This is a genomic window from Flavobacterium endophyticum (genome assembly GCF_003634455.1).
GTDB classification, from domain to species: domain Bacteria; phylum Bacteroidota; class Bacteroidia; order Flavobacteriales; family Flavobacteriaceae; genus Flavobacterium; species Flavobacterium endophyticum.
This window is the reverse complement of the sequence record NZ_RBLC01000003.1, coordinates 256,961-280,840: the sequence shown is the minus strand read 5'-3', so window position 1 is coordinate 280,840 and position 23,880 is coordinate 256,961. Positions and strand designations below refer to the sequence as shown.

At 42.9% G+C, this 23,880-nt stretch carries 18 protein-coding genes; 10 read left to right on the top strand and 8 right to left on the bottom strand.

Annotation, left to right across the window (positions count from 1 at the left end; genetic code table 11):
- Positions 1 to 194: 194 nt before the first annotated feature.
- From CLV94_RS12760 to CLV94_RS12740, 5 genes are all read left to right on the top strand, one after another.
- Positions 195 to 1,076, top strand: a complete 882-nt coding sequence (locus CLV94_RS12760; RefSeq protein ID WP_121376877.1) for a caspase family protein — start codon at positions 195 to 197, stop codon at positions 1,074 to 1,076.
- Between the two features lie 2 nt (positions 1,077 to 1,078).
- Complete coding sequence (locus CLV94_RS12755; RefSeq protein WP_121376876.1) at positions 1,079 to 2,401, top strand: DUF4831 family protein; 1,323 nt, start codon at positions 1,079 to 1,081, stop codon at positions 2,399 to 2,401.
- 29 nt (positions 2,402 to 2,430) lie between these two features.
- Entirely contained in the window at positions 2,431 to 3,063 is a 633-nt protein-coding gene (locus tag CLV94_RS12750; protein WP_147406626.1) for a hypothetical protein, read from the top strand.
- Positions 3,064 to 3,096: 33 nt separating this feature from the next.
- The gene (locus CLV94_RS12745) at positions 3,097 to 3,750 is read left to right on the top strand and encodes a hypothetical protein (RefSeq protein WP_121376874.1); all 654 of its coding nucleotides are present in this window, start codon (positions 3,097 to 3,099) and stop codon (positions 3,748 to 3,750) included.
- 297 nt (positions 3,751 to 4,047) lie between these two features.
- A complete protein-coding gene (locus CLV94_RS12740; RefSeq protein WP_317125119.1) occupies positions 4,048 to 4,275 on the top strand; it encodes a YqaE/Pmp3 family membrane protein in 228 nt (75 codons plus the stop codon).
- 50 nt (positions 4,276 to 4,325) lie between these two features.
- On the opposite strand, the gene CLV94_RS12735 is transcribed toward CLV94_RS12740, so the two are convergent.
- A complete protein-coding gene (locus tag CLV94_RS12735; protein ID WP_121376872.1) occupies positions 4,326 to 4,964 on the bottom strand; it encodes a hypothetical protein in 639 nt (212 codons plus the stop codon).
- Between the two features lie 134 nt (positions 4,965 to 5,098).
- Here CLV94_RS12735 and CLV94_RS12730 point away from each other — a divergent pair, with 134 nt between their 5' ends.
- The 3 genes from CLV94_RS12730 (at position 5,099) to CLV94_RS12720 (ending at position 7,994) form a co-directional block, all read left to right on the top strand.
- The gene (locus CLV94_RS12730; RefSeq protein ID WP_121376871.1) at positions 5,099 to 6,544 is read left to right on the top strand and encodes a sensor histidine kinase; all 1,446 of its coding nucleotides are present in this window, start codon (positions 5,099 to 5,101) and stop codon (positions 6,542 to 6,544) included.
- A complete protein-coding gene (locus CLV94_RS12725) occupies positions 6,541 to 7,218 on the top strand; it encodes a response regulator transcription factor (RefSeq protein ID WP_121376870.1) in 678 nt (225 codons plus the stop codon). Before CLV94_RS12730 ends, CLV94_RS12725 begins: the two co-directional genes overlap by 4 nt.
- Positions 7,219 to 7,289: 71 nt before the next feature.
- Positions 7,290 to 7,994, top strand: a complete 705-nt coding sequence (locus CLV94_RS12720) for a DUF2461 domain-containing protein (protein WP_121376869.1) — start codon at positions 7,290 to 7,292, stop codon at positions 7,992 to 7,994.
- Positions 7,995 to 8,038: 44 nt separating this feature from the next.
- On the opposite strand, the gene CLV94_RS12715 is transcribed toward CLV94_RS12720, so the two are convergent.
- From CLV94_RS12715 to CLV94_RS12690, 5 genes are all read right to left on the bottom strand, one after another.
- Positions 8,039 to 9,082 carry an NAD(P)-dependent alcohol dehydrogenase gene (locus tag CLV94_RS12715; RefSeq protein WP_121376868.1) on the bottom strand — a complete coding sequence of 348 codons (1,044 nt, stop codon included), beginning with the start codon at positions 9,080 to 9,082 and terminating at the stop codon, positions 8,039 to 8,041.
- Positions 9,083 to 9,246: 164 nt separating this feature from the next.
- Positions 9,247 to 14,934 carry a T9SS type A sorting domain-containing protein gene (locus CLV94_RS12710; RefSeq protein WP_121376867.1) on the bottom strand — a complete coding sequence of 1,896 codons (5,688 nt, stop codon included), beginning with the start codon at positions 14,932 to 14,934 and terminating at the stop codon, positions 9,247 to 9,249.
- Between the two features lie 16 nt (positions 14,935 to 14,950).
- A complete protein-coding gene (locus CLV94_RS12705; RefSeq protein WP_121376866.1) occupies positions 14,951 to 16,078 on the bottom strand; it encodes an ABC transporter substrate-binding protein in 1,128 nt (375 codons plus the stop codon).
- Positions 16,079 to 16,117: 39 nt separating this feature from the next.
- Positions 16,118 to 16,699 carry a phage tail protein gene (locus tag CLV94_RS12700; protein ID WP_121376865.1) on the bottom strand — a complete coding sequence of 194 codons (582 nt, stop codon included), beginning with the start codon at positions 16,697 to 16,699 and terminating at the stop codon, positions 16,118 to 16,120.
- A 742-nt stretch (positions 16,700 to 17,441) separates the two neighbouring features.
- Positions 17,442 to 17,852 carry a helix-turn-helix domain-containing protein gene (locus CLV94_RS12690; protein WP_121376863.1) on the bottom strand — a complete coding sequence of 137 codons (411 nt, stop codon included), beginning with the start codon at positions 17,850 to 17,852 and terminating at the stop codon, positions 17,442 to 17,444.
- Positions 17,853 to 18,203: 351 nt separating this feature from the next.
- On the opposite strand from CLV94_RS12690, the gene CLV94_RS12685 reads away from it, so the two are divergent.
- Positions 18,204 to 19,631 (top strand): T9SS type A sorting domain-containing protein, encoded by a 1,428-nt coding sequence (locus tag CLV94_RS12685; protein WP_121376862.1) that lies wholly within the window; start codon positions 18,204 to 18,206, stop codon positions 19,629 to 19,631.
- Between the two features lie 78 nt (positions 19,632 to 19,709).
- Positions 19,710 to 21,779, top strand: coding sequence for a polyphosphate kinase 1 (gene ppk1 / locus CLV94_RS12680; protein ID WP_121376861.1), 2,070 nt, complete (start codon positions 19,710 to 19,712; stop codon positions 21,777 to 21,779).
- Between the two features lie 77 nt (positions 21,780 to 21,856).
- Here ppk1 and CLV94_RS12675 read toward each other — a convergent pair whose 3' ends face one another.
- Both CLV94_RS12675 and CLV94_RS12670 read right to left on the bottom strand, forming a co-directional pair.
- The gene (locus tag CLV94_RS12675; protein ID WP_121376860.1) at positions 21,857 to 22,411 is read right to left on the bottom strand and encodes a hypothetical protein; all 555 of its coding nucleotides are present in this window, start codon (positions 22,409 to 22,411) and stop codon (positions 21,857 to 21,859) included.
- Between the two features lie 59 nt (positions 22,412 to 22,470).
- Positions 22,471 to 23,745 (bottom strand): PQQ-dependent sugar dehydrogenase, encoded by a 1,275-nt coding sequence (locus CLV94_RS12670; RefSeq protein WP_121376859.1) that lies wholly within the window; start codon positions 23,743 to 23,745, stop codon positions 22,471 to 22,473.
- Positions 23,746 to 23,880 lie beyond the last annotated feature (135 nt).

Here is a 23,880-nt window from a genome sequence, read left to right as displayed (position 1 = left end):
TTCCCTATTTCGTCTGGGTTATTTCCCCATCGCACCATAGCCTAGCTAAAATATCACTTTTTTCTTAATAATTTATGTATTTGTTGCTATTTCAATGAGTTAGGGAAAAGCCTTTGGTGCAATAGGGTTTTCCCTATTGTTGCAGTCTAAGTGTCGCGGTAGCTTTGGCCTATACAACAGCAAACAGGCACATCATGAAAACAACCTCTTATATCCGATTACAAAATGTTCAGCAAGGTGCTGTCTTTTTATGCAGCTGTTTGCTCTTCATTTCCTGCACGATGAAAACAGATAAAATGGAAACAACCGAAGGATTGGCATTGCCCCAAGGAACGGGATATGCTTTGCTGGTAGGGGCAGCAAGAACCAGCCTTTCGGGCTATAGCAATGTGTTTACCGAAAGCGCACCCTATAATGTAGATGCCCTAGAAAGAATATTGCTGAAAAATGACTTCCAAGAGCAGCATATTGCCAAACTGCACTCGCCAAAAGCAGATGTGCTGAAAGCAAATCTCCTGTCGCAGCTCCATAAGCTCACGGAAAACGATCTTTTTGTTTTTTACTTTTTCGGGCATGGCGACCAAGTTCCTGATACCGGAGTTTTAGACGAAACAGGGGACAATAAAGATGAGGTATTGATTACGGAAGACAGGAAGCTGGTTGATGATGAGATATATGAAATACTGACCAGTATCAAGACCAAGGCAAGAGTGCTATTTATTGTAGATGCCTGCAACTCCGGCACCATTTATAAATCGATGCTGAGTTTCAGAAACAAAGGCCGGGCTATTCCAGCTTTCGGATTTCTTGAAGGGAAACAAGACAATGGAATGCAATTAGACTTCTTATACCTAGGAGCCACGCAAGACGGAAGCATCGCTACAGTATACGGTTCTACCAGCCCCTTCACTTCATTGATAGAGTCGGTACTAAAAGACAAATCTTTTGAAGGAAATTATAAAGACTATTTCGGCATCCTAAGCAAAGCCATGTGGGAAGATAAAATTTTTCCAACTTTCGAGACAGGCTACGCTTCGTCCCAATTTTTAAACCAACAACCTTTTAAAATCAATTAATTATGAAAAAAATCACCCCCCTTCTCGCAATTGTAGTATTGTGGAGCTGCTCCACGGTAAGGACATCGCAGCTGAATTCAGGAACAGCATCCAATGCAAACGGATTTTACTATGCCCTGCCGAAAACCATATTAACGGCCTCTTTTGAAATCGAAAAGAAGACTATCGAAGCAGGAAAATACAGCGAATATGCCCCATGCTTTGATATTGAAGTAGAAGAAACCGCTGGCACCTCCTATAAAATCAAGAATATGGAAATTACCTCTAGGTCTATACTAGATAAGACCAAAGTCTACCAAATGAATATGAGCCGAAATTTTTTGAACAAGAATGACTTTTCCCTTGAATATTCAAAAGATGGGGAACTGACTTCTTCGGATGTAAAAAACGAAAGCCAGATAGTACCGCTGATCAGCACCGTAGTCAATTATGCAACGCTGATTCCGGGGATAGCCGGATTAGGAAGCGAACCTGTAGCATCACTACATAGTCCATGCAATAACCAAGAAGAAAAGAAATACAAGCTGGCCAAGGAAAGCTACGATAAGATATTGATTTACCAAAGCATGCTGAAAAAAATTCTGGAGAATTCAGACGGCTCCAATAAAGAAGTAGTGGAGTTCAAGCTTCAAAAAGTCAATCAATTACGAGACGAACTGTTAAGCGATTTTACAGGAAAGATTACCATAAAAAGCGTAAAAATTCAATTTGAGATTGACCCAGAAGATATGGATGAAATCGGAAATGGAGCAAGCACCTACAACAAGATCAAGCTCTTTTCTATCGACAAGACCAAAGGAATCAAGATGGCGCCCGAGTTCTCCAATTATGTCACTACCGGATTTGAAAAAGAAGAAATTACGCCAACAGAAACTATCTATATCCAGCTTCATAAAATAGAAAAAGGGATAGGAGAGGTAGTCGCCAGCCATAATAAAAAAGACGATAAAAAAGCATCTTTCTATTATACTATTCCAGCCGAAGCGCGCTTCCAGATACTTAAAGAAACAAAAGACAAAAACACGGTCGAAAAACAAGTAGACCTTATGGTGCCGCAATACGGAATCGTAGCAGCAGGCCCTTCAAACATGAAAAACATGGTTTTTAAATTGCACCCAGGCCTCGGCTCCATCTTGTCCATTTCTGGAACGACTGCTACGGTAGATTTAGAAAAGCTTAATGCCGCCCCTGAAAAAATTTCAGGAATTCTGGACAAGTTTAAAAAAGAAGAGCCTGAAGATCCTAAAGACAAGCTGATCAAGCAGCTGGAACAAGACGTCAAGATAAAAGAGCTAAAAGACAAGCTGAATGCTGTTTCTGAATAAATATACCTCTAATGTAAAAACATACCGCAATGAAAAATAGCTTCTCCCTTATCTTTTGCCTTATCGCAATGGCCTCCTATTCTCAGAATACGCTCAATGCAGGCGGATGGTCTACTTCCGGACCGGGATCCTATACGCGTATCACCGCGACCAACAACCTTGACCAAAAAGTATATTCTATACAAAATACCATCCATATGGATGATGCGATTTTGGAATTTGAGATTATAGCAGACGGCGTAACAATACCGACAAAAATATATGAAGGCGGCGTTGTTGCTGTTGAAGGCAAAAGCATCTTTATCCGCCAGACCAAGCCTGGCAAGCAGATCAAGGGCAACTGGAAGACTATTCAGCAACCCGAAACAGCAGCCACGGTCATACCTTGGGTGGGCTATCCTTCGCTGAACAAAGAAATTCTTGTAGCCAGCCTCAAGACGGAGCAGGAATTTATTATCGAAATCCACGGCAGTCTTGACTGCAACGATGCGGCCTTTCAGGTATTTATTGATAATGTTCCCGTAAAAGACAGCAGCAACAATACGCTCACATTTTGGAACGGGAGCAGTCTTATAGGAAAAGGAAAATTAGTCGTAGTCAAGGTAAGCGGAAGCTGTACCGGCTCCAAGATCATAAGCGGCTATCTCAAGCTCAAGGCATAAAGACAATTCAGACCACTTTTAAAAAAGAAAACGATGAAAAAAATAATACAGGTACTGATACTGCTGGCTGTTTTTTCTGAAAGCGCTGTCGCGCAAGATCTGGCCCAACTGCAGGCAGGCAGTACGACCTTGTCTGCCGCTGCTACGGCTGAGTCATTAGACAATCTGGCATCCTGCTCGTTTGTACTGCCTTCGCTAGAATATAGGTTTGACGACCATCTAAAGCATGGCGTATTTTTAGGAATCAAAAAGGTAAACGCGCAAAAGAATTGCGATTGTTCTTCTACTATGGGCTCGCTATGTTATGCTGTGGGAGCTACTTATAGGGCTGCTGCAGGCTATTATCCTCATACAAAAACGGGCGATATAAGCCTTCATTATGGCTACCGATATTTGTTTCTGTATGGAGAATTGGGAGCCGGATATTCATTCAGTGCGAAAGAAGCTATGCCGGGACAGTTTTTTCATTTCGGGCCTTCCATAGGTTTTGACCTTCTTGCTATCCAAGCCAATGCAGGCTATTCTTTTACCACTGAAAAAATCAATGGGAAATCGGGAGCCTTTATGCTATCCATCGTATTCTCTCCAATAAGTTTGGAGAGAAATAAAGAATACAAAAGATCCGTAAAGACAATCAACAAATCTACTGCTACAGACAGGAAAAGCTTTAGGATGGATAAGGGATAATTGCACTTTTATTCTGCATAACAACATATTGCCTTTATAGTATGTCTATAGTGACTCTATAAAAAGTACAGTTTTTATAGAGTCACTATAGACTCATTATAGACTCACTATAGACTCACCTGCAATAAAACCCAAACAAAAGTACTATTATGACCAGCGTTTGTATGGCGCTAAACTATAGTAAGATCAGTATAAAATACCTTGTGTTAAAAAGAAAAAGCTAGAAAATATATAAGCCAGACTACAGTCTGGCTTATTTTTTTATGAATAAGAAAGAATATAATTTGCTATTTTTGATTGTCAATCATCAATCCAATCATCATGCGTTATGTTTTAGCTTTTTTTCTTCCTTGGCTCTCTTTGATATTGCAAGGGAAAGTTCTTTCAGGGATATTATGTCTTATTCTGCAGCTTACCATCATCGGATGGATTCCGGCTTTTATCTGGGCCGCTACCGCCTTGAACCGGATGTATGCCGACCGCAGGACAAATAGGGTCATACGTGCCATGAACGGCAACCGTTAAGGAAATTCTTCTCGGTTTGCCAGAGCCCCCGTTGCTTAGTTTGCAAACAGCTAGTTGCCGAACCTCATCTCGAATAAGATATAGTGCCGTATCCCGAATTCTTTGCCCCAGGTTTCGATGTCCTTGCCGCTGCTTTCAACCGCGCACCAGTATTTGTTGCCCTCTTTGTCTTCATACGGCAGTATATACGCAAAAGCATAGAACGGCTTGCCTGATACGATGGGGAAATGGGTGCCGAAATCCCTAAGGCTGTAATCGTCAGAACGCATGCTTTTGTATTCTTTTTGAATCTCGAAACGGTCAAACAGAAACTTTATCTTCAAGGACTTGTCCGATGATTTTTTTGCAATTACTGTGAGATTAAGGCTGTCATTTTCAATTTTTCCGATGTAGGAGTTTGTGGCCGAACTGAAGATCGTATCAGTCTTTTTTACCTTGCCATCCCAAATTTCTTTGGCTACCATATAATATTCCGTGCCCTTTAAAGCAGCTCCCGTAAATTTCGTAGTATAATAATCCATATTGTCGAAGCGCATGACATCCGTCAGTGCCTTGTTTTCGGAATAAGAATCGCTTTTCATTTTTATAGGGGGCAATGCATTTTCTTGCGCTGTTGCCGTAAAAAAAGGAAAAAAGAACCACAGTCCTGCCCAGCCTAAAGCAGCCGTTTTAATCGCATTTTTTTTCATCACTAAAGTATTTAGAGGTTATAGTGCAAAGGTAGGCTGGCGGTAAAGGCGCTGAGGTTAACCGCCCTGAATAAGGGTTAATTAGTGTTAATGAAAATGGCAAGGGCGCTTTTAAAATTTTATCTTTGGCTCGTATGAAGCGAAAGATACTATTGGCGTTTGTCCTGATGTCCTTTTGCGTTGCGGGAATCGCGGCGCTGCAGCTCTATTATAACTATGCGACCTATACCGCCGAGCGCAGGCAGTTTGAAAGAGATTGCAACGAGGCGCTTGAAGAAGCAGTCGACAGTTCTTTTGCCAGGCACCGCCGTATCGTGGTCGGAGAGTTCAAGGGATGGCTTTACGATCCTTCTTTCATCAAGATTACGGCCCGATGGAATCCAGATGCCAAGCAGACGGTATTTACGATAAAAGAAACAGAACCCTCGGCCATAGGGCAGAGTCAGTTTAGCATGGGCATCGAAGATTTTAAAGAAAGGCTGGATAGCATTACTCCCAAAGGTAGGACAGTGCTCGTCAACCACATGGCAAGGCAGGTGGATACTGAACTTAAAAAGGGCTATATTTGGTTCTATACCCAAAAGTTGGGAGACAGCCTTAACAAGCTATCGTATGACATGCCTCTGGAATTGGGAATCTTAAAGAAAGAATACCAAGCTTCGTTGCAGAAAAGAGGCATATCATTATCTTTTGACTTTAATAGAAAACCCGACGGCCAGACCTTTCAGACTAAAAAAGTAAACATTTCCTTGAGAAGGCCGCATAAGCAAAAGCTATTGCAGGCGACTATCGTCAACACCGACCTGTTCTTGCTCCGGCAGCTCAAATGGGTGTTGATAGGCTCGGTGCTGCTTATACTCATTACGCTTTCCTGCTTCTGGTACACCTTTAGGCTGCTGCTCACCCAGCACAAGATCAACACGATAAAAGACGATTTTATCAACAACATGACGCACGAGATCAATACGCCCTTGACCTCGATTGCTATTACTGCCGAAGCGCTAAAAAAGTTTAACCACGATAAGGAAACACAGGAGAATTATATTGAAATCATACGCCACCAGAGTGGCAAGCTCATCTCGCTTACCGATGAGATACTGGCTGCCGCGCGACTGGAAAGTTCAGAAATGGAACTAAAAGATACGATAGCCATCAGCACGCTGCTGCAGGAAATTGTTGCAGGGGCAGAAGGCAGCGCACAAATCTCTATTTCTTCTGAAGAGGATAGTGAAGTAAAAGGCAATAAAAAGCACCTGAGCAGGGCAATTGCCAACCTGATCGATAATGCGATAAAATATGCAGGATCAGAAAAGCCAATTATCGAGATACAAAGTTTTGCAGAACATAAACAGCTGACGATCAGGGTTGCCGACAATGGGCCTGGGATTTCTGATGAGCATAAAGAAGCAGTTTTCAGTCCGTTTTATCGCATACCGTCGGGCAACGTACATGATGTCAAAGGCTATGGCTTGGGACTGAACTATGTGAGGAAAGTAATAGCCGCCCACAAAGGCAGTATCAGCCTGAAAGATAATGTCCCGAACGGAAGCGTATTCACCATCAAATTGCCCTTGTCATGAAGCACACGATCCTTTTGGCAGAAGATGAGCCGTTCTTAGGAAAGGTCATCAAAGACAGTCTGGAAAAGGAGGGCTATGCAGTCGAACTGGCTCCTGACGGGAAAAGGGCGTGGGAAATCTACAAGAGCCATGCATTTTCTTTATGCATATTAGACGTGATGATGCCGTACAAAGACGGGTTCTCGCTGGCTTCGCAGATACGAAATGATGATCCGAAAATACCTTTGATGTTCCTTACGGCCAAATCGGATATAAAAGACGTGATGGCAGGTTATGCCAGCGGAGGGAATGATTATCTCAAGAAGCCGTTCAGTCTGGACGAGCTTTTTCTCAGGGTAAAAGAATTGCTCCGAAGGGCAGAACCAGAAAACGAGAAAAGCGACGAGCATCGGATAGGGAGCTATGTCTTTTTGCCGAAAAGGCAAGAACTGAAACATAACGGCGAGACCGTAAAGCTTTCTCATAGAGAAGCCCAATTGCTTGTCTTGCTATTGCAGCACAAGAATCAAGTGCTTGACAGGAAATCGGCCTTGCTGCTTCTTTGGGGCGACGATACTTTTTTTAATACCCGCACGATGGATGTCTATATAACGAAGCTTCGGAAAAAACTGGAAGGCGACCAAAGCATAGAAATCCTTAATATCAGGGGATTTGGCTATAAGCTGATTTGTTGATGTAAATACTCAGGAAACAGCATAAAATCTTTTGAAAAGAAGCTAACTTTGCAAAGCTAAAACCGCACGATATGGATACGAAAATGCCTGCCCGCATACCTGCTTCAAGCTTCGACTACCTCAAGATGCTCAAAGAGAATAACGATAGGGACTGGTTTAACGAGAACAAAGACCGCTACCTAAAAGAATACGACAGCCTAGAACATTTTGCCGATGCTCTGCTGCAGGAGCTCCGCAGTCATGATGTTATCGAGACTGCATCGGGCAAAAAAAGCCTGCACCGTATTTATAGGGATACGCGATTTTCTAAAGACAAGACGCCGTATAAGACCAATTGGAGCGGCGGCTATAAAAGAGCTACCGCACTCCGTAGGGGAGGCTATTATTTTCATATCGAGCCGGGCAACAGTTTTATTGCCGGAGGTTTTTGGGCTCCCAATACAGAAGACATAAAACGCATCCGCGAAGACATCAGTTCTGACCCCGATACGCTTCGGAAAATCATAGAGAGCAAGACCTTTAAAGCAACTTTTGGGTCATTGCAGGGAGAACAGCTCAAGACGACGCCCAAAGGTTTTGATGCTGCCGATAGCGCGATAGACTTATTACGTTACAAGCAGTTCCTACTCGTCAAGAGATTTACAGATGATGAGGTGCTGAGTCCTTCTTTTTTGAAAGAGGCCGACCAGACGTTCAAGAACATGCGTCCGTTTTTTGATTACATGAGCGAAGTGCTGACAACCGATGCCAATGGCGAGCCGCTTTATAGTAGCTAACTTGCAATAAGGTTTTATGATTTCTTTTTCTGTAACGCTTGCTTTTAAAGCGTTGCCATGTCGATAACAAAACGGTAGCGTACATCGCCTTTCAGCATCCTGTCATATGCATTCTGTATGTCCTTGATATCGATCATCTCGATTTCAGATACGATGCCATGCTCGGCGCAATAGTCCAGCATTTCTTGAGTTTCGGCTATGCCTCCGATTCCAGATCCTGCCAAACTCTTTCTGCCTCCTAACAAGCTAAACGCTGCTACTGGAGAAGGCTTTGAAGGAACGCCTACGCAGATATGTGTACCGTCTGTCTTCAATAAAGAAAGATAGAGGTTGAGGTCGTGTTCTGCCGAAACGGTGTCGAGTATGAAATCAAAAGAGTTTCGGGCTGCTGCCAGCTGTGCTTCGTCGGTTGTCACGACAAAATTATGGGCACCTAATTTTCGAGCATCTTGTTCTTTGTTAGGCGAAGTGCTCAATACGGTCACTTCGGCACCAAACGATACTCCGAACTTCACCGCCATATGGCCTAGTCCGCCCAATCCTAATACAGCTAATTTGTGTCCTTTTCCTACGTTCCAATGTCTAAGAGGCGAGTAGGTAGTGATTCCGGCACACAATAGTGGAGCGACAGCCGCAAGGTTTAATTTGTCTGAAACATGAAGCACGAAGTCTTCGTTTACGACTATGGTATTGGAGTAGCCACCATACGTTGGGGTCTTTCCGTCTTGTTCCAAGCCATTATAGGTCTGCGAGTTACCTTTCAGGCAGTATTGCTCTAAATCTTTCTGGCAGTTTTCACATTCGCGGCAAGAGTCTACCATACATCCCGTTCCGGCTATATCGCCTACCTTGAATTTCTTGACATGTTCGCCTACTTTGACTACGCGTCCTATGATTTCATGTCCAGGAACCATCGGGAAGATTCCGGGAAACCAGTCGTCTTTGATCTGGTGCAAGTCGGAGTGGCATACACCGCAATATTGGATGTCGAACTGTACGTCGTGAGGTCCTACTTCGCGTCTTTCAAAGGTCCATGGCGCTAAAGGACTTTGATTGTCCTGTGCAGCGTATGATTTTGTTGTTATCATTTTTGTTGTGTTTTAAGGGATTAGAATTCGTAACTACTAAGGTAGGGAAAAAAGCAATTGATTTTGTTAAGCTATTTTTAGCTTTTCTGCAGGCGTAAAAAAAAACCGCCCATGCAAGATGCACAGGCGGTTTCGGGGAACTATATTCACTTTAACCTAACTAATTATTCTCTCATCAAGCGTTTTACTTGAGTTCCTTGAGCAGTTGTTATCTTAACCAGATAAACTCCAGAAGGGAATCTTTCCATGTTGAACTGACGGCTTGAATGTGCAGTCTTGTTCGTGTCAGAAAGGATCAATTGTCCAGTGATAGAATATACTTCTATTTTTTCTGCTGTTACGTCTCTAGAGAATTCAACAGTCACCATTCCGTTTGTAGGGTTTGGATACAATCTCATTTTGATATCTCCAAATTCAGGAACAGAAAGACCGCAGAAATTGCTAGGGTCTGTAATAGTTACAGTAGCAGTAGCTGTTGCGACATTACCGCTGTTGTCAGTTACTGTTAATGTTACGGTATTCGCCCCAACATTACTACAGTTGAAAGTGCTAGGTGAAACAGTCACGCTTGCTATGCCGCAATTGTCTGTACTTCCGTTGTTAACCTGAGCCGCAGTGATTGTAGCAGCTCCAGCCGTAAGCGGTACGGTAATATTGCTTGTAACAACAGTCGGTGGTGTTGTGTCGGCAACCGTAGTAATTGTAAAGCTTTGCGTAGCCATACAAGAGTTAGCGTCGGTAACAGTTACTGTATAGGTTCCTGCTGCCAATCCTGTAGCCGTAGCTCCAGTGCCTCCAGACGGAGCCCATGAGAACGTGTAAGAACCTGTTCCTCCAGATACTCCTACTGATGCAGATCCATTAGAACCTCCAGTACAGCTTACGTTAGTCTGTGATGGAACGATAGCAATTGCAGATGGTGCTGTAATAGTAACCGTTCTTGTAATCTGACACAGATTAGCATCTTTTATAGTTACTGTATACGTTCCTGCAGCCAGTCCTGAAGCCGTAGCCGCAGTACCTCCTGATGGAGCCCATACATACGTATAGGTACCTGTTCCTCCTGTTGCTGTAACAGAAGCCGATCCGTTAGCACCGCCGTTGCAGCTTACGTTAGTCTGAGTCGTTGTAGCAGCAAGAGCAGCAGGCTCAGTCAAGGTAACCGTTCTTGTAATCTGACATGTATTAGCGTCAGTGATAGTCACAGTATAGGTTCCTGCGGACAGTCCAGAAGCCGTAGCTGCAGTACCTCCTGATGGAGCCCAAGCATAAGTATATGCACCTGTTCCTCCTGTTACTGTTACAGAAGCACTACCGTTAGCACCGCCATTACAGAGCAAGTTGATCTGTGATGTGGTAGCGGCAAGAGCAGCAGGCTCAGTCAAAGTAACCGTTCTTGTAATCTGACATAAATTAGCATCAGTAATAGTAACTGTGTACGTTCCAGCAGTCAGCCCTGTAGCCGTAGCTCCAGTACCTCCTGAAGGCGCCCATGAATACGTATAAGCGCCTGTACCTCCTGTTACCGTAACAGAAGCCGATCCGTTAGCACCGCCATTGCAGCTTACGTTAGTCTGAGATGTTGTAGCCGTAAGGGCCGCAGGCTCAGTTACCGTAACTGTTCTTGTAATCTGGCAAGTATTAGCGTCAGTAATAGTTACTGTGTATGTCCCAGCAGATAGTCCAGAAGCCGTAGCTCCAGTACCTCCTGAAGGGGCCCATGAAAACGTATAAGCGCCTGTACCTCCTGTTACCGTAACAGAAGCCGATCCGTTAGCACCGCCATTGCAGCTTACGTTAGTCTGAGATGTTGTAGCCGTAAGGGCCGCAGGCTCAGTTACCGTAACTGTTCTTGTAATCTGGCAAGTATTAGCGTCAGTAATAGTTACTGTGTATGTTCCAGCAGATAGTCCAGAAGCCGTAGCTCCAGTACCTCCTGAAGGTGCCCATGAATACGTATAAGCGCCTGTTCCTCCCGTTGCTGTAACAGAAGCAGTTCCGTTAGCACCGCCGTTGCAGCTTACGTTAGTCTGAGATGTTGTAGCGGTAAGAGCCGCAGGCTGGTTGACTGTAACGGTTCTTGTAATCTGGCAACCATTGAAATCGGTTACAGTTACGGTATAGGTTCCAGAAGCCAATCCTGAAGCAGTAGCATTCGTTCCTCCAGATGGAGCCCATGAATAGCTATAAGGCGTTGTTCCTCCAGTAGCCGATACGGTTGCTGTTCCGTTAGCACCGCCATTGCAGCTTACGTCTGTTTTTGATATAGTACCTCCCAATGCAGCCGCTGGCTGGTTGACTGTAACGGTTCTTGTAATTTGGCAAGCATTAGCATCTGTTACCGTTACTGTATATGTTCCTGCTGCTAGTCCTGTAGCAGTAGCTGCAGTTCCTCCAGATGGAGCCCAAGAATAAGTATAAGAAGGGGTACCTCCAGTTACGGCTACAGTTGCCGTACCGTTATTTCCACCATTGCAGCTTACGTCAGTTTTTGAAGCCGTTCCTGCCAAAGCAGCCGCTGGTTGGTTGACTGTAACGGTTCTTGTAATTTGGCAAGCATTAGCATCTGTTACCGTTACTGTATATGTTCCTGCAGCCAGTCCTGTAGCAGTAGCTGCAGTTCCTCCAGATGGAGCCCAAGAATAAGTATAAGAAGGTGTACCTCCAGTTACGGCTACAGTTGCCGTACCGTTATTTCCACCATTGCAGCTTACGTCAGTTTTTGAAGCCGTTCCTGCCAAAGCAGTAGGCTGAGTGATCGTAAAGCTTCGAGTAGCCTGACATGCATTATTGTCGGTCACAGTCACCGTATAAGTTCCTGCTGCCAATCCTGTTGCAGTAGCATTAGTTCCTCCAGACGGAGACCAAGAATAAGTATACGGAGGCGTACCGCCAGTTGGCGCTACTGTAGCTGTTCCGTTAGCGCCGCCATTGCAGCTTACGTCGGTTTTGCCACCGCCTGTTGCAGCTGATAAGGCTGTTGCTGGCTGGTTGACTGTTACCGTTCTTGTAATCTGACATCCGTTGAAATCCGTAACGGTCACAGTATAGGTTCCTGATGCCAGACCTGTTGCAGAGGCATTAGTTCCTCCTGAAGGCGACCATGAGTAAGAATATGGAGTTGTTCCTCCAGTCACGACTACAGTTGCTGTTCCGTTAGACCCGCCGTTGCAGCTTATGTCTGTTTTAGAAATCGTTCCACCAAGTGCAGCCGCTGGCTGGTTGATAGTAGTAGTTCTTGTAATCTGGCAGCCATTGAAATCGGTTACCGTTACGGTATAGGTTCCTGCTGTAAGGCCAGTAGCCATAGCATTAGTTCCTCCAGAAGGCGACCATGAGTAAGAGTATGGGGTTGTTCCTCCAGTCACGGCTACAGATGCTGTTCCATTAGAACCGCCGTTGCAGCTTATGTCTGTTTTAGTAATTATTCCGCCTAGTGCAGTTGCTGGCTGATTGACAGTCACAGTTCTTGTAATCTGGCAACCATTGAAATCAGTTACAGTTACGGTATAAGTTCCTGCTGCCAATCCTGTTGCGGTAGCATTAGTTCCTCCAGATGGAGCCCACGAGTAAGAATATGGGGTTGTTCCTCCGGTCACAGATACTGTTGCTGTTCCGTTAGAACCGCCGTTGCAGCTTACGTCTGTTTTAGTAGCCGTTCCGCCTAGTGCCGCCGCCGACACGTTACTTACCGTTGGAGAAACTGTACCAGTACAACCATTGGCATCCGTAATGGTTACCGTATAGGTTCCTGCTGCCAATCCGGTGCGGTCTTCGGTAGTAATACCGCCGCCCCAGTTAAAGGTATAAGGACCTACACCTCCAGTTGGTGTCAGGTTGATAGCACCTGTATTGCCTCCAAAACAAGCAATATTGGTCACTACAGTAACTGCAGATACGGCTGCTGCTGGTTGGGTTACCACAATGCCAGAAACGGTACCTGTACAGCCGTTAGCATCAGTAATGGTTACCGAATAGGTTCCTGCTGTCAATGTAGTACGGTCTTCGGTAGTGACACCGCCGCCCCAGTTAAAAGTATAGGGGCCTACTCCGCCTGTTGGCGTAAGGTTGATAGCACCTGTATTACCTCCAAAGCAAGCCACATTGGTTACTACTGTAGTTCCAGATACGACTGCTGCTGGCTGGCCTACTGTAATGCCAGAAACGGTACCTGTACAGCCGTTGGCGTCAGTAATGGTTACTGAGTAGGTACCTGCCGTCAATAAGACACGGTCTTCGGTAGTAGCACCGCCAACCCAGTTAAAGGTATAAGGACCTACACCGCCTGTTGGCGTAAGGTTGATAGCGCCTGTATTGCCTCCAAAGCAGGCAACGTTGGTTACTACTGTAGTTCCAGATATTGCTGCTGCCGGCTGGCCTACTGCAATGTTGCTAATTGTACGTGTACAGCTATTCGCATCGGTAATGGTTACCGAATAGGTTCCTGCTGTCAATCCGGTACGGTCTTCGGTAGTAATACCGCCGCCCCAGTTAAAGGTATAAGGACCAACTCCGCCTGATGGCGTAAGGTTGATAGCACCTGTATTGCCTCCAAAGCAAGCCACATTGGTTACTGTCGTAGTTCCATTAAGTACAGGAGGTTGTGTTATTGTAAATGATCTTGTAGCCGTACATCCGATATTGTCGGTAACGGTAACAGTGTAAACTCCTACTGCTAAACCAGCAGCAGTAGCATTAGTTCCTCCAGATGGAGCCCAAGAATAGGTATATGGACCTGTACCTCCTGTAGGAGCTACTGTAGCCGTTCCGTTATTGCCACCATTACAGCTTACTGTTGTGAAACTTCCTGATGTTAGTACAATGGCTGGGTTTACGTTTACTGTGATTGATGCACATGATCCTGGCGTCACACAGCCGCCTTCACCACGAACATAATAAGTAGTCGTTACTGTCGGGCTTACTGTAAAAGATCCAGTAGAAGTAGAAGTAACTGGTGTTCCGCCACATGATCCAGAATAGACATGCCAAGCGGTAGCACTGTTCAACGTTCCAGTAATTGTAATCGTTCTGCTAGAACCGTTGCAAAGTGTTGCAGTAGATGCTGTCAATGTAGGAACCGTTGGGTTTGTACAGTTGATGCACGTTACTGAAGGTGTCGGATAGCTAGCTGGCGTAATGCCATACACAGGCGTGTTAGCGCTTACCCAGTTCGCTGGATTGTTGATTGCCGCGCGAAGCGCAATAGAAGTTCCTGTAAGTGTTCCGTTGTATTTTGCATTTGCTAATTCTGGCCCTGGTGCCGGAAATAATGAAATACAATCTACTCCGTTTGTCAGGCCTGTTGGGACTGCAGAATCTGAAGTTGCCCAGTTCATGCTGCTTGCTGATGGTGGGTTCCATGTAGTTACAGGGTCGTACTTTGTCGAATTGAAATCGGCATGGATAGCTGCAATAAAAATAGGCGAAGCAGGAGCTACGCCAGACGTTGACTGATATGCAATCATCTGATCACCTCCAGAAAGGTTAAAGCCAGTACCCTGAGCAAAAGTAACAGCTCCGCCTCCGGTTACTGTAAGTACGTCTGCAGAAGTTTCTACAACCGAAATAATCTTTCCGCAGGTAATTCCGGATGGAATTACAAAGGACAGATGGGGTTCGCCGTTACCGGTCATCCATTCGTCTCCGTCCCATCCTTGTTCGGTGAGATAGAGTGTCTCGCCAGCTGGCAGGTCGTTCAGTGCAATAAATGCAAAGCCGTCCGGACCGCTGGTGTTGTAGCCTATAAAGGCGATATCGCCTTTTTGCATAGTCTGTGCTTCCGACTTGACTCCGGTCAGGAGGCAAATCATGAAAAACAGGCAGGCTTTAAAAAAAGTAAAGTTTGTTTTCATATGGTTAATTTAAGGTTTAATGACATAAATAAGCGTTATGCCAGCCGCCAGCCGCTACCGGCGTGCTGTCTGACATGATTTTTTGGATAAATTCTCCGTTGTTTTTCAAGACGGCTTCGATCTGTGTTTCGTCTTCTGTCATCTTGAAAATATAGTGGTCAAAACGGGTCCTGTTTGTATCAGAATGAAACTCCATTTTTCCTCTTGGGCCTTCAGGAGCGTCTTCCATTCTTTCTATCAGCCTATCCAAAGCAGGAATGCCGTCGGAGTCTCTAAGCAGCGACTCGACTATGAGTCCTGATTCGTATCCGAGCATGCTGAAAACGCTAGGTTTTTCATGGAGAATGGCTTTGTATTTTTCTATAAACAGGGTGTTTTTCTTGTTTTTAAGATTTTCTGACCAAGGGGCTACAACCAAAATATCGCCTTCAAAAGCGTCTTTGTATTCTTGTCTTATCCTGTCGCTTATCGAAAATGAGGTAAAATAGAAGGGGTAGTTTTGTGCCAGCTTGTTTTTTATAAGATAAGAAGCATGTTCTTCGGCATAAATGCCGCTATGAAAAGCAAAAATGGCTTCTGGTTTTAAAGGAGCCAACGTTTCTTGCATGCAGTCTGCTTCATTTTCTCTTGGATTCAGAGGAGTGATGTAATGTCCTGAGAATTCTGAATTGTTTTGATACAGTCCAATCTCTACGGCTTGATTGATGCCGTAGCCAGAATCATAGTAGGAAGAAGAGGTCGCAATGTTCTTGTAATTCTGGGCTAAGTACTGTCCCAAATAATAAGAAGACTCCGCTATGCCAAATGAATTGACATATACGCCTCGTTTTTTTTGTAGGGCATAAGGAAGATTAGAACCGATGTCTGTGGCTAACAGAAAAAGATCATGGCTGGAGGCATATTCATATACGCTCGCGATGTTGCGATGGCCAAAGAAACCGACAAAAAACCTGATATCTTCTTGAAAAGAGAGTTTTTGCATCTTGTCGATAATCATCTTTTCGTCTGCTCCAATGCCTATGCTTTCAATATAAAATTTAACATTTAGGCCATTCAGCTTAATACCGCGCATAAAATCGCGGTCAAGGAAAGGGTATTGCTTTGATTGGGGCAGCAACATTCCGATTTTTAGTTCAGAATTCATAATTGTAAAATAAAGGGGGATTTGACTCCCCCATTAAAATTAGTTTCTTGAAGGGAAAATTCCTTCTAGAGCAATGCTCATGTATATTCCTAAGTAAGGATTACGTATTCCAAAAGGCTGGCTGCCACCTGAAATGCTAGTAGAACCGCTGATAGCCGAATGAACGCCTCCCAAAGTAGCAGTTCCGCTTGGAGACTCTCTGTAGATTTCTGGCATACTGCCTGAATCTCCTAAGCCGTTAGCGCCACTGTCTACCGTGTTGCTTGCGCTAGTACTGTTGGTAGCCGTTATAACAGTAGTTACATTTGCCATTCCGTTAACCAATGCGTGGGCGTGCATAGGCATATTGCCTTGTGTCAAAGTCATGCTTTCAACTCCTCCAACTTGTCCTTGAACAATATTAGACAGCCCAGGTCCTGTTCCTGGATGAACAATAGATCTTCCTCTCAAATCAGGAAGCGCGAATGTAGTTTGCCCATTTCCGCCATAGGTAGTTCCTAAAAGTGAAAACAAAGCTGTGTTTGAAGCGATTGACATAAGTTGGCCATCGCAGAAAGCCCATCCTCTAGGAGGGAAGTTAAATCCATAAGCCTGAATTTGGCCAAGAAAAGGTTCGAACATAGTTTTAAAGGTTTTAAGTTAAAATGTTTATTGTTTGTTTAATTTTAAATCAATTGTGAGGAGGGAATTTTTGCACTGAAAAGCAGATTTTTCTTTCATCTGCCAGTCTTCTTGCATTTCATGAGGGTGTTGAAACGCAGCTATGTCGCATTTTATCCTCTTTTTTGTGAAGGATAAGGAGCGAAAGACCATGAAAATGCTTCGTGCAATTGCTAGTGTGGGAGTTTCTTGGACAGCAACAGTATACATAACAAAAGATTTAGCAGGTTAGTTGGGACTTTCTCTTCGAATGCTTTGTTTTTCGACTTTTCAAAATTGCGATTTTTAGAAATCGCATACAATACCACAATTTTGGTATATTTTTGCCTCACCTAATTTAGTGAGGTGATTTTGAGTGCTTTTTTGTACTAATTTTAGTATAGAAACAGGCGTAGCAAGGCATTTGCCTATCGAACGATGGTCGTTATGTTCACATTTTGTGAAGCCAAAAAAGGATGTAAGGAAAAGGGCAGGGATTTAAAAAGAAGCCTAATTTTTATAGAAGCTATTTTATTTCCATTCTTTTTGCTACATCTATCGATTTCGATATTCTGAAATCATAGAGGTTAATTAAGAATGCTAATCCAATTGTATTTTATTATTAGGAAAGAGAAAAATGTTTCCTGTAGGAAGTAATAAATCCGAAAATCTTAATAGGATTGGCTCTTTTTGTGATAATCGGGGTGATTCACAAAATTGTTTATTAGTTGTCGGAAGCGCTATCAGTGTTTTTGCCGAATTCTATTTTGGCATCGATTATCTTTTTTAAGAAATCTTTGTCGTTTCTTAAGTCTTCCACTTCACGTTCTAATATCTCAATTGTCTGGTTTTTGGCATCCACAACACTGCCTTTGTTGATAAGAAACTCGCTTTCAGGTTCTTTTAGCGTATGGTTGTCAGGCTGAAGGAAGTCATTCTCATAAATAGTGCCTTTTATAAAATAATAAACAGAAACGTTTACCGATTTCGAAATCTCAATCAAGAAATCTAAAGTGATTTCTTTCGATTTGAAACGGTTTTGCAAGTTTTGGGGAGAAATGTCTAGTCTTTTTGCAACTTCATTTAGTTGTATGTCAAGTAATTGCAATTTTTTCTTTAAAATTTTCCCGTCCATATGAAAATAAATTTGTTTATTATAAATAAATATGTTTACTTTGTGACATATAATAGACCTATCAGCTATTATTGTGATAAAACGCAAGAACCAATATAGAAAAATATGGCATACAATGGCATATTTAATAAACTTGCCATGGCTTTGCGTTTCTGCCAAAAACGTAAAGTTATTGTTTTTTTCGTATCTGCAATAGGCAAAAACTAAAAAAAATACCCTGATTTCTGTAGGCTATCAGACGGTACGTATTTTTGATAGCAGTGCGGACGCATTTTCTATGCAGTCGCTTATTTATTCTTGATTATAAATTTCTTACATTGCAGGAGCTATTAAACCCTAAATGAGTTCCTTATGAAGATAATTTTACTTTCTTCTCTTGTGTTTCTTTCGCTGTGCACGGCATCAAAAGCCCAAAATTTTACGTTAAAACCCACTCCTGATATAGTAGGGCTCCAATATAGTTCTGTTGATTTTGCGGATATCGACGGCGATGGCGATCTTGATCTTTTTACTGGAGGCGCCGATCCAAGCTACATACTAACGTCAAGGATGTATAAAAATGACGGCAGTGGGAATTTTACGCTATCGGACGGAACTACTTTTATCAAGATCCGTGAAGGTGCTGCGGCTTTCGGAGACGTGAATGGCGATAATTTTCCAGATTTGGTTGTTGCTGGTAATACGCCGGGTCCGACAACCAAGCTGTATATCAACAATGGTTCTGGAAACTATAGCCTTTCGACGGTGGAATTTACACAGAGCACCTATGGCGCTTTGGCTTTTGGCGATATCGATAATGACGGTGATAATGACTTGGTGGTTACAGGTTTTTCTACCAGCTTCTATGGCATTACGGAATTGTATAAAAATGATGGCAATGGCAATTTTACGCTACTTACTGCGGCCCAGAGCGGCTTTACTGCACCGGGTGTTTTTAGGAGTTCTGTAGTTCTAGAAGACTTTGACGGCGACGGCTTTCTTGATGTTTTTGTTACCGGAAATACCTCAAACAATATACTCGTGAACACTTTGTATAAGAATAACGGAAATGGCAGTTTTACGATACGTGCCACGCCGATAGCGCCTATCCAGACAGGTTCTGTTTCGGCAGGGGATTTTGATAATGATGGTGACAAAGATCTGCTTGTTGTTGGTGCGGATGCTGTAAGTGCGAAAGTGGCGCTTTTGTATAGCAATGACGGCAATGGCAACTTTACGCTGGTTCCTGACGTTCCTTTTATAGGCGCGCAGTACGGAAGAAGTGTTTTTGCCGATGTGAACAATGACGGCTATCCCGATGTTTTTATCTCAGGCTACAGGAATCCGAATAGGAGGGCTGATCTGTATATGAATAATGGCGCTTCGGGAGGATTTACTCCAGCGACAGTTCCTTTTCAAGGATTGAATAATGCCGATGTGGCATTTGCCGATGTGGATGGCGATACTGATTTGGACTTTTTGGTCACCGGACTGTCTGAAGCCGGAACGATATCGAAACTTTATCTTAACGAACTTTTTCTGGGTATAGAAAATCCGGAAGCAAAAAATATCCGCTTTTATCCAAATCCGGTTGCAGCATCGCTTTATATGACGCTGCCTTCGGGAGTACAAGCGCTGAAGGCTGATGTGTATTCGCTTTTCGGACAGCTTGTACATTCGGAAGATTTTGCAGACGGCATCAATCCAATCGTACACTTTGATGCTCTTGCTGCGGGAGTCTACCTTATGAAGGTAACAACCGATTCGGGAACACAGGTACAGCGCATCGTGAAATCATGACAATGCCAGAAAAGAATAATAGTATCTTAATGATTTAGTCATCCTAAATTAATATTTTTATATCTATTTTGATACTATATGATTCTGGAAACCAAGAGCAAAGAAGCTGGCTTAAAGCCTAATTTTTTTGACAGAGATGTCAGCTGGCTGTCGTTTAACGAAAGAGTGCTTCATGAAGCGGCTGCTGCTGATGTGCCGCTTTTTGAAAGGATAAAGTTTCTTTCTATCTACTCTTCTAATCTCGACGAATTTTACCGAGTGAGGATACCGTCACTGATGGCACTGAAGAAAATTTCTAAAAGCGAAGCCGAAAATGGTTTTGCCTATCAGCATATCTTGGACAAGATCCAGCATATCGTAGATGACCAGCAGCATGTTTTTGGGACTATAATATCAGAAAAAATACTTCCTGCCCTTAAGAAAGAAAAATTCCATCTGCTCTATAACGAGTCTATTCGAGATACTATTCACGAAGAAATTACCCATTATTTTTTTACGGAAGTACTGGCGTTTATACAAGTTGTCGACATGTCGGCTAAAGAAATGGATTTCTTTCCAGAAAATAATAAGCTGTATAAGCTTGTTGCGATTGAAGAAGGAGCCGACTTGTACAAGCTGTTTATCTTGAATATTCCTTCAGACGATTTGCCGCGCTTTTTTTCTGTAAAAAAAGGAACCAAAAACTATATTCTCTTTTTAGATGATATCATAAAATTTGGACTCTCGCTTATCTTTAAAGATCAAAAACTGCTGGCAGATTATAATTTCAAGATTACTCGCGATGCAGCCTTGGAACTCGATGACGAATATGATGAAGCCATGGCCGAAAAAATGGAAAAAAAAATTGCCAAGCGCGATTATAGCTTTGCGACCCGTTTTTTGTTTGATTATAGGATGCCGCCTCCGTTTTTGCAATCGCTGATTGATGCCTTTAAGCTAAAAGATGCTACTGTTGTCTTGGGCGGATGTTATCACAATCTGAAAGATCTGGCTTCATTGCCTTTGAAAAAAGAGAGCCTGTCGTATCCTAAAATAACGCCGATTTCTACAGCCGTGCCTTTAGGAAAAAATCTTTTTGAAGTTGTTGCAGAAAAAGACATGCTGTTTCACGTGCCTTATCAGTCGTATGACGGCGTGTTGCGCTTTTTTAATGAAGCATCTATAAACCAAGATGTCGAAGAAGTGTATGTAACGCTGTATCGCGTGGCCAGCGATTCGAAAATTGCCAATGCTTTGATCAGTGCGGCAAAAAATGGCAAGAAAGTTACGGTTGTGGTGGAATTAAAAGCAAGGTTTGATGAAGCCAACAATATAAAATGGTCTAAGCAGTTGAAAAAAGCAGGGGTGAAGATCGTCTATAGCATTCCGTCGCTAAAAGTACACGCCAAGATAGCGCTCGTAAAGTTCAAGAAACAGAGCAAACTAGCTCCTATAGGTTTGTTTGCGACCGGAAACTTGAATGAAAACACGGCACGATTTTATACGGACCATATCTTGATGACCGCCCATAAAGAAATGCTGAAGGACTTGGAGAAAGCCTTCCATTTACTGGCAACCATTAAAAAAAATCCCAAGAAATATAAGATTGATTTCAAGCATCTGCTGGTAGCCAAATTCAACTTGAGAGAGAAGTTTATTGCTTTGATTGACAACGAAATCCAGAATCATAAAAAAGGCTTGAGTTCCGGAATAACAATCAAGCTGAACAATCTGGAAGAAAAGAGTCTGATTGAAAAATTATACGAAGCGTCTAAATCAGGCGTAAAAATTCAATTAATTGTCAGGGGAATATGCTGTCTTGTTCCAGGAATTCCGGGTATGAGCGAAACAATTTCCGTAAGGCGAATTGTGGACAGGAATCTGGAACATGGAAGGATTTTTGTGTTTGATAATAATGGCGATCCATTGATTTATATGGGTTCTGCGGATTGGATGAATCGAAATATTTATAATAGGATTGAAGTCTGCTTCCCGATTTATGATCCAAATTTAAAAAAGGAATTATTGGATATCTTGGACTTTCAGCTTGAAGATAACGTCAAAGCGGTATGGATCGGTTCAGCGCTTCAAAATATTCCAGTTAGAAATGATAAGACATTAGTACGTTCGCAGGAAAAAATCTATGAATACCTGTCTGAAAAAGCTTGATGGGCTCCATCAAGTTTCAACACTGATTAATTCAATTCGCTATAGCCTGCATTTTTATCTGACTAAAAAATTCGTTCCTATTTTAGTTTCGTCAGGATTTCTTTAGAAGCCAATTTATAAGCAGCCGAATGATTCGGATAGTCTTGTTGCAAAATAACTTTCAGCTCCGGATAAACCCAGTCTTTCACTTTTCCAAAAGAATAAAGCGCTCTCATGGCATATGCTTTTGTTGCTACTTTTTGGTCGGTAATGAGCCAATCGAAGCAAGATTCGATCATGAGTTCAAGCTGATTGTCTGTCAGAAAGACTTCTCCTGATTTTAGCTTTTTGAGATGGTGGCTCGCCGAAAAAAGACAAATTTTTGAAACGGAACGAAGTGCGCCGTCATGCGAATAAGAAGAAAGCGTCTTGCAGAAAACATCCAGATAAGGAGAAAGCCAGTCGATTTTTCTTTCATAAACCAGTTCCGAAACCCAGCAGGCTTTATGGTGGCTCTTGTCTTTTATAGTAAAGAAAACGAACATCAAATCGTGCAATAATTCTGGGTTTTCGCAAACTTCGTTTGACAAAGATTCCCGACTTGGACGGTGCGCTGTGCTTTTTTCTAATTTTTGGATAAAATCAGAATTCATTTATGCTGTTATTTTGAGCTACTTGGCGTAAAAGTATTAAAATAATTATATTCTAAAAGCTATTTTTTAAAGGCTACTCTCCAAATGGTATTGCCGCTGTCGTCATTTACTAAAAGCGATCCGTCGTTCATGACGGTTACGGCAACAGGACGACCGTAAACCTCTGCTTTTTTCTCATCGGCTATAAATCCGGTCAGGAAATCTATCGGTTTTCCAGCAGGTTTTCCATTTTTGAAAGGAACAAAAAGCACTTTGTACCCGCTTAATATCGAACGATTCCAGGAACCGTGCTGTCCGACAAAAGCGCCATTTCTATACTCGGCAGGAAATGCCTGTTTGTCATAAAATGCTAACCCAAGCGATGCCGTGTGCGTGCCTACAGGAACGTCTGGAACAAGGGATTTGGCAACGAGTTCTTTGCCTTGGCCTTTCATTCGAGGGTCTTCAATCTGTCCGTAATACGAATAGGGCCACCCATAAAATCCTTCTCTTTTAACGCTGGTGATATAATCAGGAACGAGTTCGTCGCCTAAGTCATCACGCTCGTTTACGGCTGTCCAAAGTTCATTGTTTGCAGGATTCCAGTCCATCCCGACAGGATTCCTCAATCCGCTGGCATAGATTTTTTCTCCTGTGCCGTCTGGATTTATTTCAAGTATGTTGGCGCGCCTTTTTTCTACTTCCATGCCATGCTCGGCATTGTTGCTGGCCGATCCTACAGAAACATATATTTTTGATCCGTCTGGACTAGCCAAAAGGTTTCTTGTCCAATGATTGTTGTAGCCTCCGGCAGGAAGCTCCAAAATCTTCTCTCCGCTTCCTTGGAGCTTCAGGTCGCCTTGTTTATAAGGAAAGCGGTATAATCCATCGGTATTGGCGATATAAAAATAGTTGCCTAGGATGAGCATTCCGAAAGGCATATTCAGGCCTTCCTTAAAGATTTCTCTAGTTTCAAAAACACCATCGTTGTCCTTGTCTCGAAAAACTGTAATCTGATTGGCGCTTTTAAAAGTGCTGCTTTCCACCACAAAAATGTCATTGTTTGGAGCGATGTAGGTCCAACGCGGGTTCTTGAGACCGTCTGCAAATTTGGTGACTACAAAACCTTCAGTGGCTTTGGGTGTGACTCCGGCAGGCCATTCTTTCATCTGGCTTCTCTTGGTGACAGATTCAGAAGAATAGGGAGCAGGAAGCGTAAGGTCACCGATAGCAGTTTTTACGACAACATCGCCTTGTTTTGAGGCCTGTTTTTTTTCTTGTTTTGAAACCTGTCCATTACAAGATAGGAAAGAAAAAGCGATGCTTGTTATTAGGAGTGAAATTCTCGTTTTCATAGCTGGAAAAGTTTTAGCGGTTCTTTTTTCGAAGCTTGAATTTACTGATTTTAAATTTTTTATCCTCTGGACCTGCAGAATATTAAATATTATTTAACAAAAATAAAATTGTAATAAAACTGAAATAAATTGTAA

Coding starts and splice junctions, on each gene's coding strand:
- CLV94_RS12760 (WP_121376877.1), top strand. CDS start 195: ATGAAAACAACCTCTTATATCCGATTACAAAATGTTCAGCAAGGTGCT.
- CLV94_RS12755 (WP_121376876.1), top strand. CDS start 1,079: ATGAAAAAAATCACCCCCCTTCTCGCAATTGTAGTATTGTGGAGCTGC.
- CLV94_RS12750 (WP_147406626.1), top strand. CDS start 2,431: ATGAAAAATAGCTTCTCCCTTATCTTTTGCCTTATCGCAATGGCCTCC.
- CLV94_RS12745 (WP_121376874.1), top strand. CDS start 3,097: ATGAAAAAAATAATACAGGTACTGATACTGCTGGCTGTTTTTTCTGAA.
- CLV94_RS12735 (WP_121376872.1), bottom strand. CDS start 4,964: ATGAAAAAAAATGCGATTAAAACGGCTGCTTTAGGCTGGGCAGGACTG.
- CLV94_RS12730 (WP_121376871.1), top strand. CDS start 5,099: ATGAAGCGAAAGATACTATTGGCGTTTGTCCTGATGTCCTTTTGCGTT.
- CLV94_RS12725 (WP_121376870.1), top strand. CDS start 6,541: ATGAAGCACACGATCCTTTTGGCAGAAGATGAGCCGTTCTTAGGAAAG.
- CLV94_RS12720 (WP_121376869.1), top strand. CDS start 7,290: ATGGATACGAAAATGCCTGCCCGCATACCTGCTTCAAGCTTCGACTAC.
- CLV94_RS12715 (WP_121376868.1), bottom strand. CDS start 9,082: ATGATAACAACAAAATCATACGCTGCACAGGACAATCAAAGTCCTTTA.
- CLV94_RS12710 (WP_121376867.1), bottom strand. CDS start 14,934: ATGAAAACAAACTTTACTTTTTTTAAAGCCTGCCTGTTTTTCATGATT.
- CLV94_RS12705 (WP_121376866.1), bottom strand. CDS start 16,078: ATGAATTCTGAACTAAAAATCGGAATGTTGCTGCCCCAATCAAAGCAA.
- CLV94_RS12700 (WP_121376865.1), bottom strand. CDS start 16,699: ATGTTCGAACCTTTTCTTGGCCAAATTCAGGCTTATGGATTTAACTTC.
- CLV94_RS12690 (WP_121376863.1), bottom strand. CDS start 17,852: ATGGACGGGAAAATTTTAAAGAAAAAATTGCAATTACTTGACATACAA.
- CLV94_RS12685 (WP_121376862.1), top strand. CDS start 18,204: ATGAAGATAATTTTACTTTCTTCTCTTGTGTTTCTTTCGCTGTGCACG.
- ppk1 (WP_121376861.1), top strand. CDS start 19,710: ATGATTCTGGAAACCAAGAGCAAAGAAGCTGGCTTAAAGCCTAATTTT.
- CLV94_RS12675 (WP_121376860.1), bottom strand. CDS start 22,411: ATGAATTCTGATTTTATCCAAAAATTAGAAAAAAGCACAGCGCACCGT.
- CLV94_RS12670 (WP_121376859.1), bottom strand. CDS start 23,745: ATGAAAACGAGAATTTCACTCCTAATAACAAGCATCGCTTTTTCTTTC.